This is a genomic window from Aeromonas sp. 603404 (genome assembly GCF_049171775.1).
Lineage (GTDB): Bacteria > Pseudomonadota > Gammaproteobacteria > Enterobacterales > Aeromonadaceae > Aeromonas > Aeromonas veronii_A.
This window is the reverse complement of sequence record NZ_JAAKPE010000006.1, coordinates 199,171-219,237: the sequence shown is the minus strand read 5'-3', so window position 1 is coordinate 219,237 and position 20,067 is coordinate 199,171. Positions and strand designations below refer to the sequence as shown.

Here is a 20,067-nt window from a genome sequence, read left to right as displayed (position 1 = left end):
ATGGGTCAGCCTCCCGCAATGGCGGTGAAGAGGTGAATTTCATCCCCGTCATTAAGACGGGTCTCGGCCCAGCGGCCACGGGGCAGCACGGCGCCGTTAAGGGCCACCGCCACCCCTTGGGGATTAACCCCCTGTGCAGCCAGCAGGTCGGCCACGCTCTGCCCTGCCGCCAGCGGTTGGGCTTTATCGTTGAGTCGGATGGTGAGGGTCATGGGGTGATCTCCTTATCGTGTGTCGGGCATCGGCGCTGTCCGCAGACCGGGCAATCGGGATCGGGAGCCAGAGTGAGGGTCTGCCACTGATGGGTCAAAGCATCGAAGCGGCGCAATGTGCCAGCGACCGGGCTCGGCATCCCGAGCAGCAGTTTCAATGCCTCTAGCGCCTGCAAAGAGCCCATCACTCCGACCAGCGGGCCGGTGACGCCGCTGGTCTCGCAGCTCTGGGCGAGCTTGGTATCCAGCGGATAGAGGCAGGCGTAGCAGGCGTGATCGCTGCTGGTGCGCGCCATCAGCTGCCCCTGCCAGCCCACCGCGGCGGCGGAGAGCCAGGGCTTGCCCTGAGCCACGCAGGCGACGTTGATGGCCTGGCGGGTGGCGAGGTTGTCACAGCAGTCGATCACCAGATCAACCTCGGCCACAAACTCCGGCAGGCTGGCGGCATCGAGCCGCTGGTTGATGGCAATCAGCTCCACCAGCGGGTTGTGGGCGGCCAAGCGCTCGCGGGCCAGCTCCGCCTTGGAGTGGTTGACCGCCTCACTATCGAACAGGATCTGGCGCGGCAGATTGCTGGAGTCCACCGTATCACCATCGGCCAACCACAAGGTACCCACCCCGGCCCCCGCCAGATAGAGGGCGAGCGGTGAGCCAAGCCCGCCCAAGCCCACGATCAGCACGGATTTATCCTTGAGCCGTGCCTGCCCTTCTTCACCCACTTCCGCCAGCATCAGCTGGCGGCCATATCTGAGGTATTCCGCATCAGAGAGCATGTTCCACCTCCTGCATGTCGGTCATGAGCTGCGCCGAGCGCGGCTCATCCCCTGCCCCCACGGCAGCAAGCAGCCGCTCGGTCGCCCCCTGCCAGTCGTCACTGGCGGTGATGGCCGAGACCAGCGCGATACTGCCGACTCCGCTTGCCTTGACCGCCGCCACCCGCTCCTCGCTGATGCCGCCGATGGCCACCGTCGGCCACTCCGCCATCAGGGCGCGGTAGCGATGCAGCCGCACCAGCCCCTGCGGGCGTGAGGGCATCGCCTTGGTGTTGGTCGGGAAGATATGGCCCAGCGCGATATAGGAGGGGGCCAGCTCGCGGGCCCGCATCAACTCGAAGTAGCCGTGGGTGGAGATGCCAAGGCGCAGCCCGGCCGCCTGAATGGCGGCGAGATCGGCGGTTTCCATATCCTCCTGCCCCAGATGCACGCCCCAGGCGCCCGCCTCGATGGCCTGCTGCCAGTAGTCGTTGATAAAGAGCCGCGCCCCATGGCGGCGACCAAGCTCAACCGCATCGCGAATGGCCGGTGCTACCTGAGCGGCGGGCAGATTCTTGATCCGCAGCTGGATGGTCTTGACCCCCTGCCCCAGCAGGCGGCGCAGCCACTTGACCGAATCGACCACCGGATAGAGACCGAGGTTGTGTTCGGTCGGCGCGAAGGGGCCCTGCGGCAGGCGGGCACTGCTTGTCTCATAAAGTCCGAAGCGGCGATCGAGGGTTGACCCCGCCAATACGGCGCGGGGGAAGTGAGCCAGATCGGCGGGCCAACCGAGATGGGCGATGGGGCCGGGGCCCGCGCCCACTCCTTGCGCCGCCGCCAAGCCCTGTTGCAGGTAGGCACGAGCGAGGGTGATGGCATCCTCTACCGGATAATCCTGCGCCACCACGGCGGCGATGGCGCTGGCGTAGCAGCAGCCGGTGCCGTGGCCGTGGCGGGTATCGAGGCGCGGCGCTGCCAGCCAGAATTCGCGGGGCTCATCCTGGTAGTAGTCCAGACACAGCTCGCCGCTCCACTCCAGATGGCCGCCCTTGACCAGCACGGCGCGAGCGCCGAGTTCACGCAGGCGGCGGGCGGCAAGGCGCACCAGTTCGGGGCTGCTGACCGGCAGTCCGGTCAGGGCTTCCAGCTCGGGGCCGTTGGGGGTAATAAGCGACAGACGTGGCAGCAGCTGTTCGCGCACCGCCTCCAGCATATTGGGCTCCGCCATCGGGGTGCCGGTGCTGGCGATGGCCACCGGGTCGTAGACCACGAAGGGTGCCTCGATAGTTGCCAGTCGGCGAGCCAACACCTCGACGTGGAGCCGGGTCGGCAGCAGACCGATCTTGATGGCGGCGGGCGGCAGATCGACGCCGAGGGCATCGATCTGGGCGGTGAAGGTCTGCATCAGCACGGGGTCAACCATCTTCACCGCCACCGAGTTCTGGGCGGTGATGGCGGAGATAACCGAGCAACCGTGCACGCCAAGGTCGTGCAATGTGTGCAAGTCGGCCTGAATACCTGCACCGCCGCCGGAGTCTGAACCGGCGATGGTCCAGACAACTGGGCGAGAGTCCGTCACGGGCGACAGATCGGCGGGGCTGACAGCCCCGCTTGCGCTGCTCACGCCTCCTCCCCTGCGGCCTGTTTCAGCGCCGCTGCCTGATGATAGATCTCGCCGCCGGTCTCCTTGAAAGTCTCAGCCATGCGGGCCATGCCGCTCTCCACCTGAGCCACTACCTGCTCCTGCTGGCCATCCATGCCGACCAGCTTGATCTCCACAGCCTCCAGCTTTGCTGCGTAGTCACGCACATCCTGAGTGATCTTCATGGAGCAGAACTTGGGCCCGCACATGGAGCAGAAGTGGGCCACCTTGCCGGACTCCTGCGGCAGGGTCTCGTCGTGGTAGGCACGGGCGGTGTCGGGATCCAGCGCCAAGTTGAACTGATCCTCCCAGCGGAACTCGAAACGCGCCTTGGACATGGCGTTGTCGCGGATCTGGGCACCCGGATGCCCCTTGGCCAGATCGGCGGCGTGGGCGGCGATCTTGTAGGTAATCAGCCCCTGCTTCACATCCTCCTTGTTGGGCAGCCCCAGATGCTCCTTGGGGGTGACGTAGCAGAGCATGGCGCAGCCGTACCAGCCGATCAGCGCGGCGCCAATGCCGGAGGTGAAGTGATCGTAACCCGGTGCGATATCGGTGGTGAGCGGGCCGAGCGTATAGAAAGGCGCCTCGTGGCAGTGCTCCAGTTGCTCGGTCATGTTGCGCTCGATCATGTGCATCGGCACATGACCCGGCCCCTCGATCATCACTTGCACGTCGTATTCCCACGCGATCTTGGTCAGCTCGCCCAGAGTGCGCAGCTCGGCGAACTGGGCCTCATCGTTGGCGTCATAGACGGAGCCCGGGCGCAGACCGTCACCAAGGGACAGGGCCACGTCATAGGCGGCGCAGATCTCGCAGATTTCGCGGAAGTGCTGGTAGAGGAAGTTCTCCTTGTGGTGGGAGAGGCACCACTTGGCCATGATGCTGCCGCCGCGCGACACGATACCGGTGAGGCGCTTGGCGGTCATCGGCACAAAGCGCAGCAAGACGCCGGCGTGGATGGTGAAGTAGTCCACCCCCTGCTCGGCCTGCTCCAGCAGGGTGTCGCGGAACAGCTCCCAGGTGAGCTCTTCGGCGATGCCGTTGGTCTTCTCCAGCGCCTGATAGATGGGCACGGTGCCGATGGGCACCGGGCTGTTGCGCAGGATCCACTCGCGGGTCTCGTGGATATAGCGACCGGTGGAGAGATCCATCACTGTGTCGGCGCCCCAGCGGGTGGACCAGACCAGCTTCTCTACCTCCTCTTCGATGCTGGAGGTGACCGCCGAGTTGCCGATGTTGGCGTTGATCTTCACCAGAAAATTGCGGCCGATGATCATCGGCTCCGCTTCCGGGTGGTTGATGTTGCTGGGGATGATGGCGCGGCCGGCGGCCACCTCATCGCGCACGAATTCAGGGGTGATGTTCTGGGGCAGACGGGCACCGAAATCGCGGCCCGGATGCTGGGTGCGCAGGAGCTCGGAGCGCACCCGCTCGCGCCCCATGTTCTCGCGAATGGCGATAAATTCCATCTCGGGGGTGACGATGCCGGCACGGGCGTAGTGGAGCTGGGTGACCCGGCGACCCAGCTTGGCACGGCGCGGTTTCGGCAGATGCTCGAAGCGCAGATGATCCAGCCCCTCGTCGGCCAGCCGCTCCTGAGTGAAGGTGGAGCTGAGCCCCGGCAGTTCGTCGGTGTCATCGCGCTCCAGCACCCAGTTTTCCCGCAGGCGCGGCAGGCCGCGGCGCACGTCGATGGCGACCCCCTCCTCCCCGTAACGGCCCGAGGTGTCATAGACCGGCACCGGCTCGTTGGGCTCGAACCGGGGGTCTTCTTTGGTGCCGCCGACGAAGGTGTCGGCCAGCTGGATCTCCCGCAGCGGGACACGAATATCGGGGCGGGAGCCTTCGATAAAGATGCGACGGGAGTTGGGATGAGCCATCCCTTTGAGGTTGTCGATAAAGGCCTGAGCGCTGGAGCGCTGCTCGCGGCGGCTGGATTTGGCGGTATCAGATACAGAAGTAGACATAGCAAAACTCACATTAACTGGTTGAAGTTATGGGTGTTTGCTTGTCTGGAGTTCGAGGAGAAGATGAACTTGCGGCGGGGTGTTTATCTCGGGAGGGAGTGCGCGCGGGATAGATCTCCGCGCTGCTGTTCTGCCGCTTCCCGCTCTCTGCACGCTGTGGGCAAGGCGCCCCACGTGCTGGACAACCGGACGGGACAGACTCCCTCCTGTGCGCCCTGACCCATCAGGGTTACCCCTTCGATGAGCGGAAGAGGCTTGTTCCTCCTCCGGCGCGGTAACCCGCAAGTTACCCTTGTTCCCTTCGCAGGTTTTAACCTGATCAGGTTCCACGGATCCCGAATTAACGGTCTCAGCTTCGCGTCGTTCGACGGTCAGCACTCCGACAAGATGGCGCCAGTATAAGGGGGAAAATTTAAAGCACAAGCCGTTAACAATCTGGCCAACACGCCTCTTTCAACAAATGAGTGAACGATGCCTCGCTCACGGGGCCACCCCAAACAGAGGTCAAACCTGCGTTGGCATCACCTTGGCAAGCCATAGCTTCCCGCTGTGATCATTCAGGTACAGGAGGACAAAAAGAGGGAAAATCGAGGGGCGCAGGGCAAGTACAGCGTCTTGCGCAGAACAGAAACAGGCCCCTATGAAAGGGGCCTGAGAGGGAGGTTATTGAACCGGCACTATGGTCAGGGATACATTGCCAAACCCTTCGTTGGCAAGGGCCTCGCTGTCCAGATCCACACCGGTAAGCGCCACCTCATCGGCAGAGGCACTGCGCAGCTGGGCAGCCTTCGCGGAACGGGTCTGGGGCTGACCGATTTCGATATCGCCGGCAAACTGGCTCTCGGCATAGAAGTCACCGGTCACTGCCGAACGGATCGGGCGCAGCACACGACCCAGGTTATTCTGCATGGTCGACAAACCATACTCGCTGATGGTCCAGTTCCAGTCCCACCACTTCACTTCACCCGGGATATAACGCTTGTCCCACTGATAGCGGATGCTGCTCGCCTTGTCGCGGAACGGGCCGACGGCAAAGGTGTGCTCCCAGGTGGGGCGATTCTCCGGATGGGTATACCAGGCATTGCCGCCCCAACGCAGGAAGCCCTTCATGGTCAGGTCATAATTGACCTCGGCCTTGAACTCGTAGGGGTAGGAGATGTTGGACTTGTAGAGGGCAACCCGCACCGGCAGGCTGGAGTGAGGCGGCACCGTGGGGCGCGCTTCAACCGAGACGGTCTCGGTCGTCGAGCCCCCTTTCTGGGAGGCCCAACTCTGGCTCGCAGCGATCTCGATGGCCAGTTCGGTTTCCCCCACCAACGGCCACTGAAACTTGTTCTTGGTGGTCACCTTCTCGCTCAGGCTGTAGGTGTCGGTCTTCGACCAGTTGGTGGCCTTGTCGTACTTCAGGGTCACCACCACCTGCTGGGGCAGGTCGGTGTAGTTGGTCGCATTGGCCGTGATGGTCTTGACCAGCTGCTTGCCGCTCTCGGTGACCTGACCATGGCTGAAGGAGTCGGGTTCCAGAGTATATGAGAAGTTGCTTACCTTGATGGAGCTCTTCTCCCCGCAACGATATCCGGAGCAGCCGCCGTCATTATTTCCCTTTATCAACCAGCCATCGCCAACCCGGGTAACATCCATATCTTCCCCGACATAGGGGCTATGATTTCCACCCACCCAGGCGTATCCCAAATAATGGGCGAGATAACTGACTGGCTTGATAAAATAATCATTGTCGTGGACAAGCCGCCATTGCACATCGACCTCATCACCCGCCGGAATATTCCAGTCAGAGAGTGTTGGTATTTCTCCGGAAACTGGTGAGTTGGGATAACACCAGGTTTCTCCGGCAGTGCCCTGTTTGATTTCGCCATTATATCCCGGCCCCATAATCACCCAGCGATCAGCCAGCCCGGTGATCTGCCACTGCCCCATGCGGCTGACCAGATTACCCTTGATACTCATGGCTTCATCGCGGGTCAGAGGACGGTAACCACTGGCACAGACGCCCGTGCCAAGGCCCGCCCACTTGACCTGATCAGGGTAGACAGGTTCAGCCGCCTGCACCTGAGCGAGCATCAATGAAGACGCCAAAAACGCCAGATTGGCGGTAATTATTCTATTCATCATTTATCCCTCTTTCAGACATACGATAATTGTTATTGTGTAGAAATATCCTTTTTCATTTGACAGGTATGGACTCCGACAAAACCTGACACAAATAAAATAAACCACCAAAAAACATCCATGACAAACAAAATAATGGTGATACAGGAAAATAATTAGAGCGATGACTTTATTGAGGAATAAATCATAAATATTGTGACAGTCATTATTTAATGGCTGCCACAATATGGTGAAACCATATTAAATAAGAAGATGCTGAATTACTCTTCCGGATTGATCACTTCAATTCCCTGCAATATTCCATCCGCCGAACGGATCAATACCAGCTCGCTCCCGGCGTGCAGATCGGCGACCGAACCGTTGACCCAGCGCACCTGCGGATTGAGTGGCACAGTGCCCAGGGTGGCCAGCGTGAGCTGCCGGTCATCGAAGGATTGCAGGCGATCTTGCGCCCGCTGCCAGGGCTGATTGGCCAGCGGGGCTCTGGCGGCCAGCAGCTCAATCCGGGTGGCAACGCCATCTGCCACCAGCAGGGCGAGCTGGTCGCCGGGTTTGAGTGGCTGCGGCCAAATTTCCCCCTGCCGCCAGACGGCGGCACTGCCCTGCTCCACTTCAGCCCCCTGAAATTGCAGGCGGATGCCGTCGCTGTGCTCAAGCTCCACCAGCCACAATTCGTCGGCTCCCGCCTGCGCCGCCCAGAGCGGCAGACCCAGCATCCATGCACACCACTTCCTCGATTGTTCCATCTTCGTTCGTCCCTGAACAAAAAGCCCATGCTGGACAAGCATGGGCTTCATTCGGGAGCATTTCTAATCGGGACGCAGAGATCGGATCAGTCATCCTCGCGGCAGCGGCTCAGACGCATGCCGTCAAACTTGCACTCCAGCTCAAGCCAGCGCCCTTCAAACGGCGCCAGACTGTTATCCGAAGTGGTGTAGCCCCAGATCCGCCCCCCTTCCACCGGCCCCTCCAGATCCATCTCGTCCTTGTCATCTTCGTCGAGGGCTTCGACCTTGCGTACATAGCGCACGCCGTTCTCAACCACCCCTTTCATCTCGACCCAGGTACCGCCGAGATCATCCTCGTTGAGCCAATCCTTGAAGCGGGTCTGGTCGTCGATCACGAACGGCATGCCGTTGACCATCAACTGGCCAAGCTGCCAGGTAGTGCGGCCGGTCAGTTTGAATTCGGTCGCCTGTGCGGTGCCAAATGGCAACAAGATCAGCAACAGGAGGGCGCAGAGAGACTTCTTCATCAGGGATCCTCGGGGTTACACTGGCAAACAGGATGCCGAATCCGGTGTGAAAAGAGCGTGAAACGCTCGCCAACCAGGAGAGCAAAGCATGAAGATTTTGGTAGTGGAAGACAATCCTCAGGTGGCGGAAACCATCATGGATTATCTGGAGCTGGCCGGTCACCGCCTCGATTGTGCCTATCACGGTCAGGCGGCGCTGCAACTGCTGGAGGAGCAGCGTTTCGACGTCATCATCATGGATGTGATGATGCCGCGCCTCGATGGCCTCAGCACGGTAGCGCGCCTGCGCGAGCAGGGGATTGCCACTCCCGTGCTGTTTCTCACCGCCCGCGACAGCCTGGAGGACAAGCTGGCGGGCTTCAAGGCGGGAGGGGATGACTATCTGGTCAAGCCGTTCGCCATGGAGGAGCTGGAGGTGCGACTGCAAGCCCTCAGCCTGCGCGGCCCGCGCGGCGATGTGGGGGCCATCAGCTTTGGCGATCTGACGGTCGACGTCGCCAGCGGCCGCGCCACCCGTGCCGGTGAGCCCCTCAAGCTCGGCAAGATCCCGTTCCGGATCCTCGCCCTGCTGGCCCGCCGCGCCCCCGCCATCGTCAGCCGTCAGGAGGTACTCGACACCGTCTGGGGGGATGAGGAGCCCGACTCCGATGCCCTGCGCAGCCACATCTACGCCCTGCGCAACGCGCTCGACAAGCCCTTCCCCACTCCCATGCTGGAGACCCTGCACGGCCAGGGCTACCGACTGGTGAGCGCATGAGTCTGCCGAGCCTGCGCCGCCGCCTGATCATGGCGCTCGGCGGCGCCGGGGTGGTGCTGCTGATCCTGCTCTCCGGCCTGATGCTGGTGGCCGAGGACAAGATGGAAGAGCTGAGCCTGCGCCACTGGCTGGAAGCCGAAGTGACCCGCTACAGCGATGACTGGCTGCGACTCGGCCCGGCGGCCGCCGCCCCGAGCCCCAGACAGTTCTCCAGCTACTGGACCGAGGCAGGCCGCCTGCCGAAATGGCTGAAGCCCTACCAGACCCCCGGCTTTTTCGAGCATCAGCTGGGCAAGGAGGACAAACACTTTCTGGTGGCCCGTCACCCCTCCGGCGAGGGACTGCTCTATCTGGTGTTCAACGACGACGCCGACGACTACCTCGACCCCTACGAGGACAAGCTGCATCTGGCGACCCGGCTGATCGGGGTGACCCTGCTGCTGGGCTGCCTCGGCTTCGGCATCTGGCTGGTGCGCCATATCACGGGGCCGCTGCAACGGCTGCAACAGAGGGTCGCCCACCTCACCCCGGATCAGGCGGATTTCGAGCCCGACGCCCCCTGGCAGGAGCTGCGGGATATCGAGCTGGCGCTGCTGGCCGGCAAGCAGGAGGTGAGCGCAGTGTTCGCCCGCGAGCAGGAGTTCAGTCGCTTCGCCAGCCACGAGCTGCGCACCCCCAACATGGTGATCCAGGGCTCGGCCGCCCTGCTCGGCAAGGTGACGGATCTGCCCGCGCCAGCTGCCCGCGCCACCACCCGCATCCGCGCCGCCGCCGACGAGATGGCGCTGCTCACCGAGACCTTCCTGCTGCTGGGCCGCAAGGAGGCAGTGGAGCGACCGCTGCAGCAGGTGACCCCGCTGATCCGTCAGGAGCTGGCCCGCCTCGCTCCGCTGTTGCAGCGGGAGGCCCTCGATATCCGGCTTAATCTGGATGAGAGCAGCGAAGTAAACGCCCCCCTCTCCCTGCTCGCCATCGCCCTCGGCAACCTGCTGAAAAATGCCCTGAGCTATGCCGAGGGACATATCGACATCGAGCTGTGTGGCCCGGTGCTCACCATCAGCAACCCGACGGCGGCGGCGCCGGATCAGATCCTCGGCTACGGCTGCGGCCTCACCATCATCCAGCGCATCTGCGAGAAGTTGGGTTGGCAGATCGACACCCGGCTCGAGGATGGCGTATTCAGCGCCCGGCTGGCGATGATCGCCGCCGGAGAGTTCCCTCTCCCTTTGGGAGAGGGTTAGGGTGAGGGCGCAGTGGCACCGCCAACCCACCAGCCAGATAGCAACAAGGCGCCCGAGGGCGCCCTGTTGCTATCTGACAGATGCAAGCCTGAGGCTCACTCCGCCGGTTTGTTCTTGCGGCTCGCCTTGAGTTCGAGGAACTCGATGATCTTGCCGGCTACATCCTTGCCCGAGGCGGCTTCCACCCCTTGCAGGCCGGGGGAGGAGTTGACCTCCAGCACCAGCGGGCCACGGGCGCTACGCAGGATATCCACCCCCGCCACATCCAGCCCCATGATCTTGGCGGCCTGTACGGCGGTTGCGCGCTCTTCCGGGGTGATCTTGATCGCCTCGGCGGTGCCGCCACGGTGCAGGTTGGAGCGAAACTCCCCCGGCTGCGCCTGACGGCGCATGGCGGCAACTACCTTGCCGTTGACCACCAGACAGCGGATATCGGCACCATTGGCCTCGCGGATATACTCCTGCACCAGAATGTTGTTGTTGGTCTGGATAAAGGCCTCAATCACGCTCTCGGCGGCTTTCTGGGTCTCGCAGAGCACCACGCCAATCCCCTGGGTTCCCTCCAGCAGCTTCACCACCAACGGCGCCCCGCCCACCATGGTGATGAGGTCGGGCACGTCGTGGGTGCTGTGGGCATAGCCGGTGATGGGCAGGCCGATACCGTGGCGGGAGAGCAGCTGCATCGCCCGCAGCTTGTCGCGGGAGCGGCTGATGGCCACCGAGCTGTTGAGGGCCATGGTGTTCATCATCTCGAACTGGCGCAGCACGGCGGTGCCATAGGCGGTAATGCTGGCCCCGATCCGCGGGATCACGGCGTCATAACTTCCCAGCTCCCCACCCTCGTAGTGAATGGAGGGGTTGTGGGAAGCGATATTCATATAGCAGCGCAGGGTGTCGAGCACCTCTACCTGATGACCGCGCGCCTGCGCCACCTCGACCAGACGGCGGGTGGAGTAGTTTTTCGGCTCACGGGATAAAATGGCGATCTTCATGACAATTCCGCTAGAAGGCTGTGCCTGGGCAGGATGGGGCGGGAGAGTATAAGGTGCCACAGCGCCAAGACAACGCCAATTGTTTATCCTGACAACAAGACAAACCACACCAAACCGCACGCTACCACATCACTGTGACCAACAGGTTAAACGGCGGCTCTGCGCAGGTTGTTCAACCCAAGCAAGGATGCCGCCGTTTCTCGTTAAAGATCAACCGATGTCACGCGGGAGTCAGTTCAGGTTTGGCCCCAGCCAGCGTTCGGCCTCTGCCAGCGTCATCCCCTTGCGAACGGCGTAATCTTCCACCTGATCTTGCTGGATCTGCGCCACCGCGAAGTATTTGCTCTCGGGATGGGAGAAGTACCAGCCCGACACCGCCGCCCCCGGCCACATGGCGTAGGATTCGGTGAGCTGCATGCCGATGGCCTGCTCCACCTCCAGCAGTTCCCAGATGCTCCCCTTCTCGGTGTGCTCCGGGCAGGCCGGATAACCGGGCGCCGGACGGATGCCCTGATAGTTTTCGCGGATCAGCTCCTCGTTGCTGAGTGCCTCGTCCGGGGCATAACCCCAATGCACCTTGCGCACCTGCTCGTGCAGATACTCGGCAAAGGCTTCGGCCAGACGGTCGCACACCGCCTGAATGAGGATGGCGTTGTAGTCATCGTGCTGCGCCTTGTAGGCCTTGGCGATGGCCTCCTCACCGATGCCGCCGGTCACCGCGAAGGCACCGATCCAGTCGGGCTTGCCACTCTCTTTCGGCGCCACATAGTCCGCCAGACAGTAGTTGGGGAAGCCCTGCTTCTCGCTCTGCTGGCGCAGGTGATGCAGCACCTTGATGACCTCGGTGCGGGACTCGTCGCTGTAGACCTCGATGCTGTCCCCTACCGCGTTGGCCGGGAACAGGCCGATCACCCCGGCGCAGCGCACGCTCAGATCCTGTTCCAGCTGATCCAGCATGGCGTTGGCGTCGGCAAACAGCTTGGTCGCCTCCTCGCCGATAATCTCGTCCTCGAGGATGCGTGGATACTTGCCCGCCAGCTCCCAGCTGAGAAAGAACGGCGTCCAGTCGATGTAGGGGCGCAGCACCGAAATGGGCACATCTTCGAACTTCTGCACCCCGAGCTCGCGGGGCTTCGGCGGCTGGTAGCCAACCCAGTCCAGCTGGTGCCGGTTGGCGCGGGCATGAGCCAGACTGACCGGACGGGAGCGCGGCTGCTTGCGGGCATGCTGATCCCGGGCGATCTCGTACTCCTTGTCGATGCGGGCGACAAACGCCTCCTTGAGATCCGGACTGAGCAGGCTCTGGGCCACCCCTACCGCGCGGGAGGCGTTGGAGACATAGACCACAGGCTCCGAGTAGTTCTGTTCGATCTTCACCGCGGTGTGCGCCTTGGAGGTGGTGGCACCGCCGATCAGCAGCGGCAGCTTGAAACCCTGACGCTCCATCTCCTTGGCCACGTGCACCATCTCGTCCAGCGACGGGGTGATGAGACCCGACAACCCGATGATATCGGCGCCGACCTCACGCGCCGTCTTGAGAATCGTCTCGCAGGAGACCATGACCCCGAGGTCGACAATCTCGAAGTTGTTGCACTGCAGCACCACCCCGACGATGTTCTTGCCGATGTCGTGCACGTCCCCCTTCACGGTGGCCAGCACGATTTTGCCGTTGCTGGAGCCGCCCGACTTTTCCGCCTCGATATAGGGCTGCAGATAGGCAACCGCCCGCTTCATCACCCGCGCCGATTTCACCACCTGCGGCAGAAACATCTTGCCCGCGCCGAACAGGTCGCCGACCACGTTCATACCATCCATCAACGGCCCTTCGATGACGTGCAGCGGCTTCTCGGCACCAGCGCGTGCCTCTTCGGTATCCTCTTCGATAAAGTCGGTGATCCCCTTGACCAGTGCGTGCTCCAGCCGCTTGCCCACCGGCCAGCTGCGCCACTCCTGATCCCGCGGATCCTCAGCCTGGGCACCGGCTCCGCGATACTTCTCGGCGATGGCCAGCAGCTCTTCGGTGGCATTGTCATTGAGGTTGAGCACCACCGCCTCGACCTTCTCTTTCAGCTCCGCCGGAATGTCTTCATAGATGGCGAGCTGACCGGCGTTGACGATCCCCATGTCCATGCCGTTCTTGATGGCGTGGTAGAGGAAGACGGCGTGAATCGCTTCCCGCACCGGCTCGTTGCCGCGAAACGAAAACGAGACATTGGAGACGCCGCCGGAGATCATGGCGTGAGGCAGGTGCGTCTTGATGTCCTTCACCGCCTCGATGAAGTCCACCGCGTAGTTGTTGTGCTCGTCGATGCCGGTCGCTACCGCGAAGATATTGGGGTCGAAGATGATGTCTTCCGGCGGGAAACCGACCTGATCCACCAGGATCCGGTAGGCACGCTGGCAGATCTCGAACTTGCGGGCGCGGGTGTCGGCCTGACCCGCTTCATCGAACGCCATCACGATGACGGCGGCGCCGTAGCGGCGCAGCAATCTGGCCTGCTGGATGAACTTCTCCTCCCCCTCTTTCATGGAGATGGAGTTGACCACCGGCTTGCCCTGCACGCACTTGAGGCCCGCCTCCAGCACCTCCCACTTGGAGGAGTCGATCATCACAGGCACCCGGGCGATATCGGGCTCACCGGCGATGAGGTTGAGGAAGCGCACCATGGCCGCTTCGGCGTCCAGCATCCCCTCATCCATGTTGATGTCGATGATCTGGGCACCGTTCTCCACCTGCTGCTTGGCAACGTCGAGCGCCTCGTCGTACAGCCCCTCCTTGATCAGCCGTTTGAACTTGGCCGAACCGGTGACGTTGGTGCGCTCCCCCACGTTCACGAACATGGATTCAGGGGTAATGATCAGCGGCTCAAGACCCGACAGGCGGCAGGCCACCGGCAGCTCGGGCAGCACACGCGGCTTGATGCCCGCCACGGCGTCGGCCATGGCGCGGATATGAGTCGGGGTGGTGCCGCAGCAACCGCCGACCAGGTTGAGAAAGCCGCTTTGGGCCCACTCGCGGATATGCGCCGCCATCTCGACGGCATCGAGATCGTACTCGCCAAACGCATTGGGCAGACCGGCGTTGGGGTGGGCGCTGACGCAGGATTCGCTGATGCGAGACAGCTCCTCCACATACTGGCGAAGCTCATCGGGCCCCAACGCACAGTTGAGGCCGAACGAGACCGGTTTGACGTGGCGCAGCGAGTGGTAGAAGGCTTCGGTGGTCTGGCCGGAGAGGGTACGGCCGGAGGCATCGGTAATGGTGCCGGAGATCATCACCGGCAGGCTGTAGCCCAGCGCCTCGAACACCCCTTCCACCGCGAAAGCGGCCGCCTTGGCGTTGAGGGTATCGAAGATGGTTTCGATCAGGATGATGTCAGCGCCGCCCTCGATCAGGGCATGGGTCGATTCGGTGTAGGCGGCCACCAGCTGGTCATAGGTGACGTTACGCTTGCCGGGATCGTTCACATCCGGCGAGATGGAGGCGGTACGGTTGGTGGGGCCCAACACCCCTGCCACGAAACGCGGCTTGGCGGGATCTTTTGCCGTCCACTCGTCTGCCACGGCGCGGGCCAGACGGGCGGCTTCACGGTTGATCTCGGCCGAGAACTCTTCCATCTCGTAATCGGCCATGGCGATGCGAGTGGCGTTGAAGGTGTTGGTCTCGAGAATGTCGGCCCCGGCAGCGCAATACTGCTCGTGGATCTCGCGGATCACCGCCGGACGGGTCAGCACCAGCAGATCGTTGTTGCCCTTGATGTCGGTATGCCAGTCGGCAAACCGCTCACCCCGATAATCCGCCTCACCGAGTTTGTAGCCCTGGATCATGGTGCCCATGGCCCCGTCGATGATCAGGATCCGCTCCCTGAGGCAGGCTTCCAGCTTCTTTGTTACGTCCGACTGCTTGCTCAGCTCTCTGCTCGACATTACGTTCGACACCGCGTGTTCCTCTTACATCCATGCAACTGCGTAAACAGCATCCTAACAGCAAACAAATAAAATGGAAATCTAGCCGTCTATCAGTCCAAATGCGCCACCATATACTCATTTATGGGTAATGAGTAACATAGGGCCCGAGAGTAACCTATGCCCGTCCTGCATAGGGATACGTGCTTGCTGTCTACCAACGAGAAAAAAATAACTATGAGCGTCTACTACACACTCTGTTTTCTGGCAGCGTTGGCGATTTTTATCGCCTTTGCCAACCAGTATGTTGTGAAGATCCAGACCACCATCGCCATTACTGCGGGCTCCATGCTGATCTCCGCACTGCTGGTGCTGTTTGGCAAACTGGGCTGGTTCAACCTGGAACCTCTTGCCGTCAAGACCATGGAGAGCATCGACTTCCAGAACTTCCTGCTGAAGGGGATTCTGGGCTTCCTGCTGTTCGCCGGTGGCCTCGGCATCAACCTCAAGGCGCTGCGTAGCCAGAAGTGGGAGATCACCATTCTGGCCATCATTGCCACCCTGCTCTCCACCTTCCTCATCGGCTACGGCTTCTGGTTTATCGCCAAGCTGCTGGGCTGGGAGTTGCCGCTGGTCTACTGCATGCTGTTCGGCGCGCTGATCTCCCCCACTGACCCGATTGCCGTACTGGCCATCGTCAAGAAGATGAAAGCGCCACCCCAGATCGCCATCCAGATCGAAGGGGAATCCCTGTTCAACGACGGTGTTGGCCTCGTCATCTTCGCTACCGTGTTTGCCGTCGCCTTTGGCGGTGTCGAACCCACCTTCGGTAGCGTGGCCGGTCTGTTTCTGCACGAAGCCCTCGGCGGCATCCTGTTCGGTGCCGTGCTGGGCCTCATCGCCCACGTGATGATCAGCGCCACCGATGACGGTTCATTGGAGCTGCTGCTGACCCTCTGCATCCCGACCGCCGGTTTTGCCTTTGCCAACATGATCGGCGTCTCCGGCGCACTGGCCATGGTGGTCACCGGCATCATGATCGGCAACTGGACCCGTCACTCCGGCTTCTCCGAGCAGAGCAGCCATCACCTGGATCACTTCTGGGAGTTGATGGACCAGTTCCTCAACGCCCTGCTGTTCCTGCTGATCGGTCTGGCGCTGGTACTGCTGGATCTCGCCTGGCGTGACTGGATCCTGCTGGTCATTGCGGTGCCGCTCTGCCTGGGCGCCCGCTTTATCAGCGTGTCGCTACCCTATGTGGCTTTCCGCCGATTCCGCAATTACAACACCTTCTCGGTGCGGATCCTCACTTGGGGTGGCCTGCGCGGTGGTCTGGCCATGGCGATGGCGCTGGCACTCCCCTCCGGCGTCATGATGATCCCGGAACATGGCGTCGATCTGCGGGAGGTCATCCTGGTGATGACCTACTCGGTGGTGATGTTCTCCATCGTGGTGCAAGGCATGACCATCACCCCGATGATCACGGCCGCCAAGAAGGCCTGTGGCGACTACTGAGTCGGCCCACTGTGCTGATTGCAGAATGAGAGAGGGCTCCCGTCGGGAGCCCTCTTTTTATGGCGGATAGTTGCGAATATTTGCTGCTGATAGCGCCTTGATTACACAGAGGAAAAGCGTACTGACTTCAACATCGGCAAATTATTGTTTGCTTTTTATTCATTTCGAGGAGAGAATGCGCGCCGGCTAGTTAATCAGCCCTGTTTATGTTTATCCTGCAATGCTTCACCTCACGATGAATCCTGCCAGTACCCGCATAACCTTCTTCTGATTTACTCGCCTTGAGAACCGTCAGGCTGTCTGCCTGCGTTGCCCGGCTCTCACGGTGCAGACCCGATCTGCCCACCCAATTTGATTTATGCATCAGCATATTCCTTGAAAGTGCAGACGCCCCTTAACCGGGCTGGGTATTCCTGCGCGCTTGTCGTTCACCCAATCGACCGCGCCCATTGACCTGACATTTGCCAATACAAGGAGCAAACACCTAATTTATATAGAGAAATACCATGATGAAAGCAGTACAAACACACAAGCCCCTGCGTCGCAGCAAGCCCATCAACCTGCCTGTGCAAGAGCACGACAATGATGCGTTCCTGATCCAGTTCAGCACCCGCTTCAGCGGCGGTTTCGCCATCTCCTGTGATGGTATCGCTGGCGAGTTCTCCATCGAAGAACTCAACTGACGTTTCGTTACGTCCAATTAAAACCCGCCTTGCCTACAAAAGCCCCATGATATATAAGGCCCACTGAGAATTCATGTCCCATCAGGTGATGGGAGGTGATACCAGTTAGGGATACATATGTGGGGTTTTTTATGGGGTTTTGTGGGGGTATAAAATGGCATTAGTGGTCACTGCACTCAGGAAAATGCTTGGCACCCCCCACGGCGGCAAGAAGCCCATCCGTAAAGTGGATCGCGGCGATGGACTGAATGCCTTCTGGCATCCAAGCGGGTCAGTCAGCTTTGTTTTCCGCTATCGCTTTAATGGGAAAAATCTGGAAGTGACCTTGGGGAAGTTCACCAACAACAGCGCAGGGATCGATATTGAAGAAGCCCGCAGGAAAACCGAGCAATGTAAAGGATGGCTAGCGGCCGGCCACAATCCAGCGTTGATGCTCAAACTGGCCAAAGAAGAACGACTGAAACCAGTCACGGTAGAAGATGCGATTTGTTATTGGCTGGATAACTACGCAGCTAAAAACAGAAAGAATGCCCCAAAGATCCGGCAACAATTCCAAAAATGGATCTTTCCCAAGATAGGCTATCTCCCACTCATCGATTGTGAGACCAGACACTGGCTGGTGGCTTTTGATGAATGCAACAAGCAGGTACCTGTTACCGCTGGCATGCTCTTCCAGATCTCCAAACAGGCGCTGAAGTATTGCCGTGTTCGATGCTATGCCGTCTCGAATGTACTCAATGACCTGACTATTGCAGATGTAGGTAAACGGGGTGGAAAAAGGGATCGCGTTCTGAGTCTTGCAGAAATCCACGCTCTGATGGAATGGATCCAAAGCCCCTCCTCCAACACCTACTATCGTGCACTATCTCTCTTGCTACTATCTTTCGGAGCAAGAACACGTGAAGTGCGGGAATCCCATATAACAGAGTGGGATCTAGCCGCAGGGATATGGACCGTTCCTATCGAACATTCAAAAACGGACCACAAAATTGTCCGCGCCATACCTGAGCGACTCAAACCGATGCTCGCCGAACTTATCGCAACCGCAAAAAAGAACAAAACGTCCTATCTTCTCGGCCAGCTAAAGAAAGTGAGCACGGTGGCGACCTACGGCCACAAGTTGTCAGTAAGACTTGGACATAGCCCTTTCTGGACCTTCCACGATTTACGACGCTCTCTTGCAACCCATCTCACAACTGCTGGGATCGCCCCACATGTGATCGAAATCATTGCCGGCCATAGTCTAAAGGGAGTCATGAGTCATTATATTCACGACCACCGGCTATCAGAACAAAAAGCCACCCTCGAGTTATGGCAGTCAATAATCTGGAACTCCACGGCCAGCAGCAATATCATCCACTTAAATAAGGCTGCATGGCGACATCAATAACTATGAAGAGATGCAATTTACCGGACACCGACTACCTCAAGATTACCAAGGCAGCCAGCGAACTGGGTTGCAAGGTAGAAGACATAATCCATTGGGCAGCCAATCAGAAGACCACGCTCTATTTGATGCTAGAAGAGTCAGAATGTGCCGTCATCGTACGCAACCTGGACCCAGCACAGCCAAATGATGCCTTCGACAAGCAGATGGGAGCTCAGGACCGGTTGGTCAATGCGACGCTGAAGATCACTCAGGGTGAATTTGGGCTGGCACGACTCCACTTTAATGATGTGCGTCCAAGCAAACTGTTTGGTGGCGTCCCCATGTTCTACCGCTTCAGTTACGGCGGGGTTACCTATCCATTAACCTTGATGGCCAAGGCTTCCGGACTCTGGACTGTGGGCCACAGCTTTGCCAAGCAGTTGGAAACTCACGGGATGGTGGAGTTCCGCTCCTTCTTTGTGACACACGGTTATCTGCTCACCCTCAACAATCCCATTGATGGCTTTCAGGTCTCCATTGTGCCAATTACCTCTGCCAAAAACCCCGAGGTGCCAGATTGCCGTGTATTTCCCGAGCACTTGTGGTTGACTCATGAGAGCGTGAAGCAACTATTCAGCAACACGGCCCGGCATTCATCTCGTTCGGGGATTACAGCCCTCAACAAACACCCCAGATATTCCCCCAAAAAACATGCAATGCTCATCTTCCTGACGGAATTGCTGGTGGAGCATGATGACGTGCTGGCAACCATCGCCGTTGATCGGGATACCTTCACATCCTCTCACTATCACCAACTGGTCATCGAGCTGCGTCACGCTCTACAGTGTCCTGATAAGGAGTTGGTCAAGCAGCTTATCAAACGGTGTGCGCACACCTCGGCAGGCTTTCTCTTTCTGGCTAACAGGCCGTTTGAAGAGTGGTCGAATACCGCGATTGCAGAAGCGATTCAAACGCTGATGTGCTCAAGGCCACGAGATCAAATACAGAGCCAGTTGGCCAATGTCGACAAAAACACCATCCGAGATTGGTTAAATTAACGACCATCACGGTGAGTTAACCTAACTCACCGTGATTTAGCCTTTACTCACCTCACATCTCAAAATAATTCCGGGAAGATGCACTAATCAAATCCAATGAGACGAGGTGAACCATGAATTCTCAAAAAATACTTTCCATTACAACAGTTTGCGACCTTGTCGGACGCAATCGCCGCACTCTGTGGGCATGGGTTCGTGACGGGGTTTTTCCCGAACCCATCAAGATCCATGGCAAAACAGTCGGCTGGCCAGAGTCGGTATACCAACAATGGCTCGCAGAATTGATGGAGAGCAAGTGATGGCCAAATCACCCTTCAGCTATCGTTCGTTGGCGGCGGCAGACAGCGGAACGCTGCAACCCATTCTCAAACACAAAGACCTGCAGCGAGTGCTGGGGTGCTCCAGAACGACGATCTACCGGTGGCTCGCTTTGGCCAAGCTCCCGGCACCGCTCAAACATAGCAACGGACGGATCATGGGGTGGACAAGGCAGCAAATTGAAGCGCTGTTAACAGTGGATTGAAGAATAAATGGGGGCAGCAGCCTCCTTTATTTGGCACCGAATGTAACAAACTGGCACATCAT

17 protein-coding genes and 1 riboswitch are annotated in these 20,067 nt (G+C 59.9%); of the genes, 8 read left to right on the top strand and 9 right to left on the bottom strand.

Features of this window, described 5'->3' with window-relative positions:
• Window positions 1-5: 5 nt before the first annotated feature.
• The 7 genes from thiS to G5306_RS10955 form a co-directional block, all read right to left on the bottom strand.
• Window positions 6-212, bottom strand: coding sequence for a sulfur carrier protein ThiS (thiS, locus tag G5306_RS10985; RefSeq protein WP_167573687.1), 207 nt, complete (start codon window positions 210-212; stop codon window positions 6-8).
• Window positions 209-985 carry a HesA/MoeB/ThiF family protein gene (locus tag G5306_RS10980; protein ID WP_421205545.1) on the bottom strand — a complete coding sequence of 259 codons (777 nt, stop codon included), beginning with the start codon at window positions 983-985 and terminating at the stop codon, window positions 209-211. Before G5306_RS10980 ends, thiS begins: the two co-directional genes overlap by 4 nt.
• Entirely contained in the window at window positions 975-2,591 is a 1,617-nt protein-coding gene (gene thiE, locus G5306_RS10975; protein WP_421312864.1) for a thiamine phosphate synthase, read from the bottom strand. The genes G5306_RS10980 and thiE overlap by 11 nt, the downstream gene beginning before the upstream one ends.
• Window positions 2,588-4,579 carry a phosphomethylpyrimidine synthase ThiC gene (gene thiC, locus G5306_RS10970; RefSeq protein ID WP_421312863.1) on the bottom strand — a complete coding sequence of 664 codons (1,992 nt, stop codon included), beginning with the start codon at window positions 4,577-4,579 and terminating at the stop codon, window positions 2,588-2,590. The genes thiE and thiC overlap by 4 nt, the downstream gene beginning before the upstream one ends.
• Before the next feature lie 279 nt (window positions 4,580-4,858).
• A riboswitch (TPP riboswitch) is annotated at window positions 4,859-4,971 on the bottom strand.
• 271 nt (window positions 4,972-5,242) lie between these two features.
• Entirely contained in the window at window positions 5,243-6,706 is a 1,464-nt protein-coding gene (gene aerA, locus G5306_RS10965) for an aerolysin AerA (RefSeq protein ID WP_162838993.1), read from the bottom strand.
• Window positions 6,707-6,966: 260 nt separating this feature from the next.
• Complete coding sequence (locus G5306_RS10960; RefSeq protein ID WP_042052581.1) at window positions 6,967-7,452, bottom strand: hypothetical protein; 486 nt, start codon at window positions 7,450-7,452, stop codon at window positions 6,967-6,969.
• 86 nt (window positions 7,453-7,538) lie between these two features.
• Window positions 7,539-7,961: a hypothetical protein gene (locus G5306_RS10955; RefSeq protein ID WP_164537822.1), complete on the bottom strand. Its 423-nt coding sequence runs from the start codon at window positions 7,959-7,961 to the stop codon at window positions 7,539-7,541.
• 88 nt (window positions 7,962-8,049) lie between these two features.
• Here G5306_RS10955 and G5306_RS10950 point away from each other — a divergent pair, with 88 nt between their 5' ends.
• Together G5306_RS10950 and G5306_RS10945 are read left to right on the top strand one after the other, a co-directional pair.
• On the top strand, window positions 8,050-8,718 hold the full coding sequence (locus G5306_RS10950) for a response regulator transcription factor (protein ID WP_005340090.1): 669 nt from the start codon (window positions 8,050-8,052) through the stop codon (window positions 8,716-8,718).
• On the top strand, window positions 8,715-9,959 hold the full coding sequence (locus G5306_RS10945) for a sensor histidine kinase (protein ID WP_021231598.1): 1,245 nt from the start codon (window positions 8,715-8,717) through the stop codon (window positions 9,957-9,959). Before G5306_RS10950 ends, G5306_RS10945 begins: the two co-directional genes overlap by 4 nt.
• 95 nt (window positions 9,960-10,054) lie before the next feature.
• Here the strand turns inward: G5306_RS10945 and rimK are convergent, their stop codons facing one another.
• On the bottom strand, window positions 10,055-10,951 hold the full coding sequence (rimK, locus tag G5306_RS10940; protein ID WP_005340088.1) for a 30S ribosomal protein S6--L-glutamate ligase: 897 nt from the start codon (window positions 10,949-10,951) through the stop codon (window positions 10,055-10,057).
• 231 nt (window positions 10,952-11,182) lie between these two features.
• Window positions 11,183-14,878, bottom strand: coding sequence for a methionine synthase (gene metH / locus G5306_RS10935; protein ID WP_421312879.1), 3,696 nt, complete (start codon window positions 14,876-14,878; stop codon window positions 11,183-11,185).
• 216 nt (window positions 14,879-15,094) lie between these two features.
• Between metH and G5306_RS10930 the strand changes: the two genes are divergently transcribed.
• The 6 genes from G5306_RS10930 (at window position 15,095) to G5306_RS10905 (ending at window position 20,005) form a co-directional block, all read left to right on the top strand.
• A complete protein-coding gene (locus G5306_RS10930; protein WP_019446508.1) occupies window positions 15,095-16,372 on the top strand; it encodes a cation:proton antiporter in 1,278 nt (425 codons plus the stop codon).
• A 506-nt stretch (window positions 16,373-16,878) separates the two neighbouring features.
• Entirely contained in the window at window positions 16,879-17,055 is a 177-nt protein-coding gene (locus tag G5306_RS10925; protein ID WP_118854342.1) for a hypothetical protein, read from the top strand.
• A 154-nt stretch (window positions 17,056-17,209) separates the two neighbouring features.
• Window positions 17,210-18,445 carry a tyrosine-type recombinase/integrase gene (locus tag G5306_RS10920; protein WP_421312862.1) on the top strand — a complete coding sequence of 412 codons (1,236 nt, stop codon included), beginning with the start codon at window positions 17,210-17,212 and terminating at the stop codon, window positions 18,443-18,445.
• Between the two features lie 2 nt (window positions 18,446-18,447).
• Complete coding sequence (locus G5306_RS10915) at window positions 18,448-19,482, top strand: hypothetical protein (protein ID WP_421312861.1); 1,035 nt, start codon at window positions 18,448-18,450, stop codon at window positions 19,480-19,482.
• A gap of 113 nt (window positions 19,483-19,595) precedes the next feature.
• On the top strand, window positions 19,596-19,781 hold the full coding sequence (locus tag G5306_RS10910) for a helix-turn-helix transcriptional regulator (RefSeq protein ID WP_421205554.1): 186 nt from the start codon (window positions 19,596-19,598) through the stop codon (window positions 19,779-19,781).
• Window positions 19,781-20,005 (top strand): helix-turn-helix transcriptional regulator, encoded by a 225-nt coding sequence (locus G5306_RS10905; RefSeq protein ID WP_016349205.1) that lies wholly within the window; start codon window positions 19,781-19,783, stop codon window positions 20,003-20,005. The genes G5306_RS10910 and G5306_RS10905 overlap by 1 nt, the downstream gene beginning before the upstream one ends.
• The last annotated feature ends 62 nt before the right edge of the window (window positions 20,006-20,067 follow it).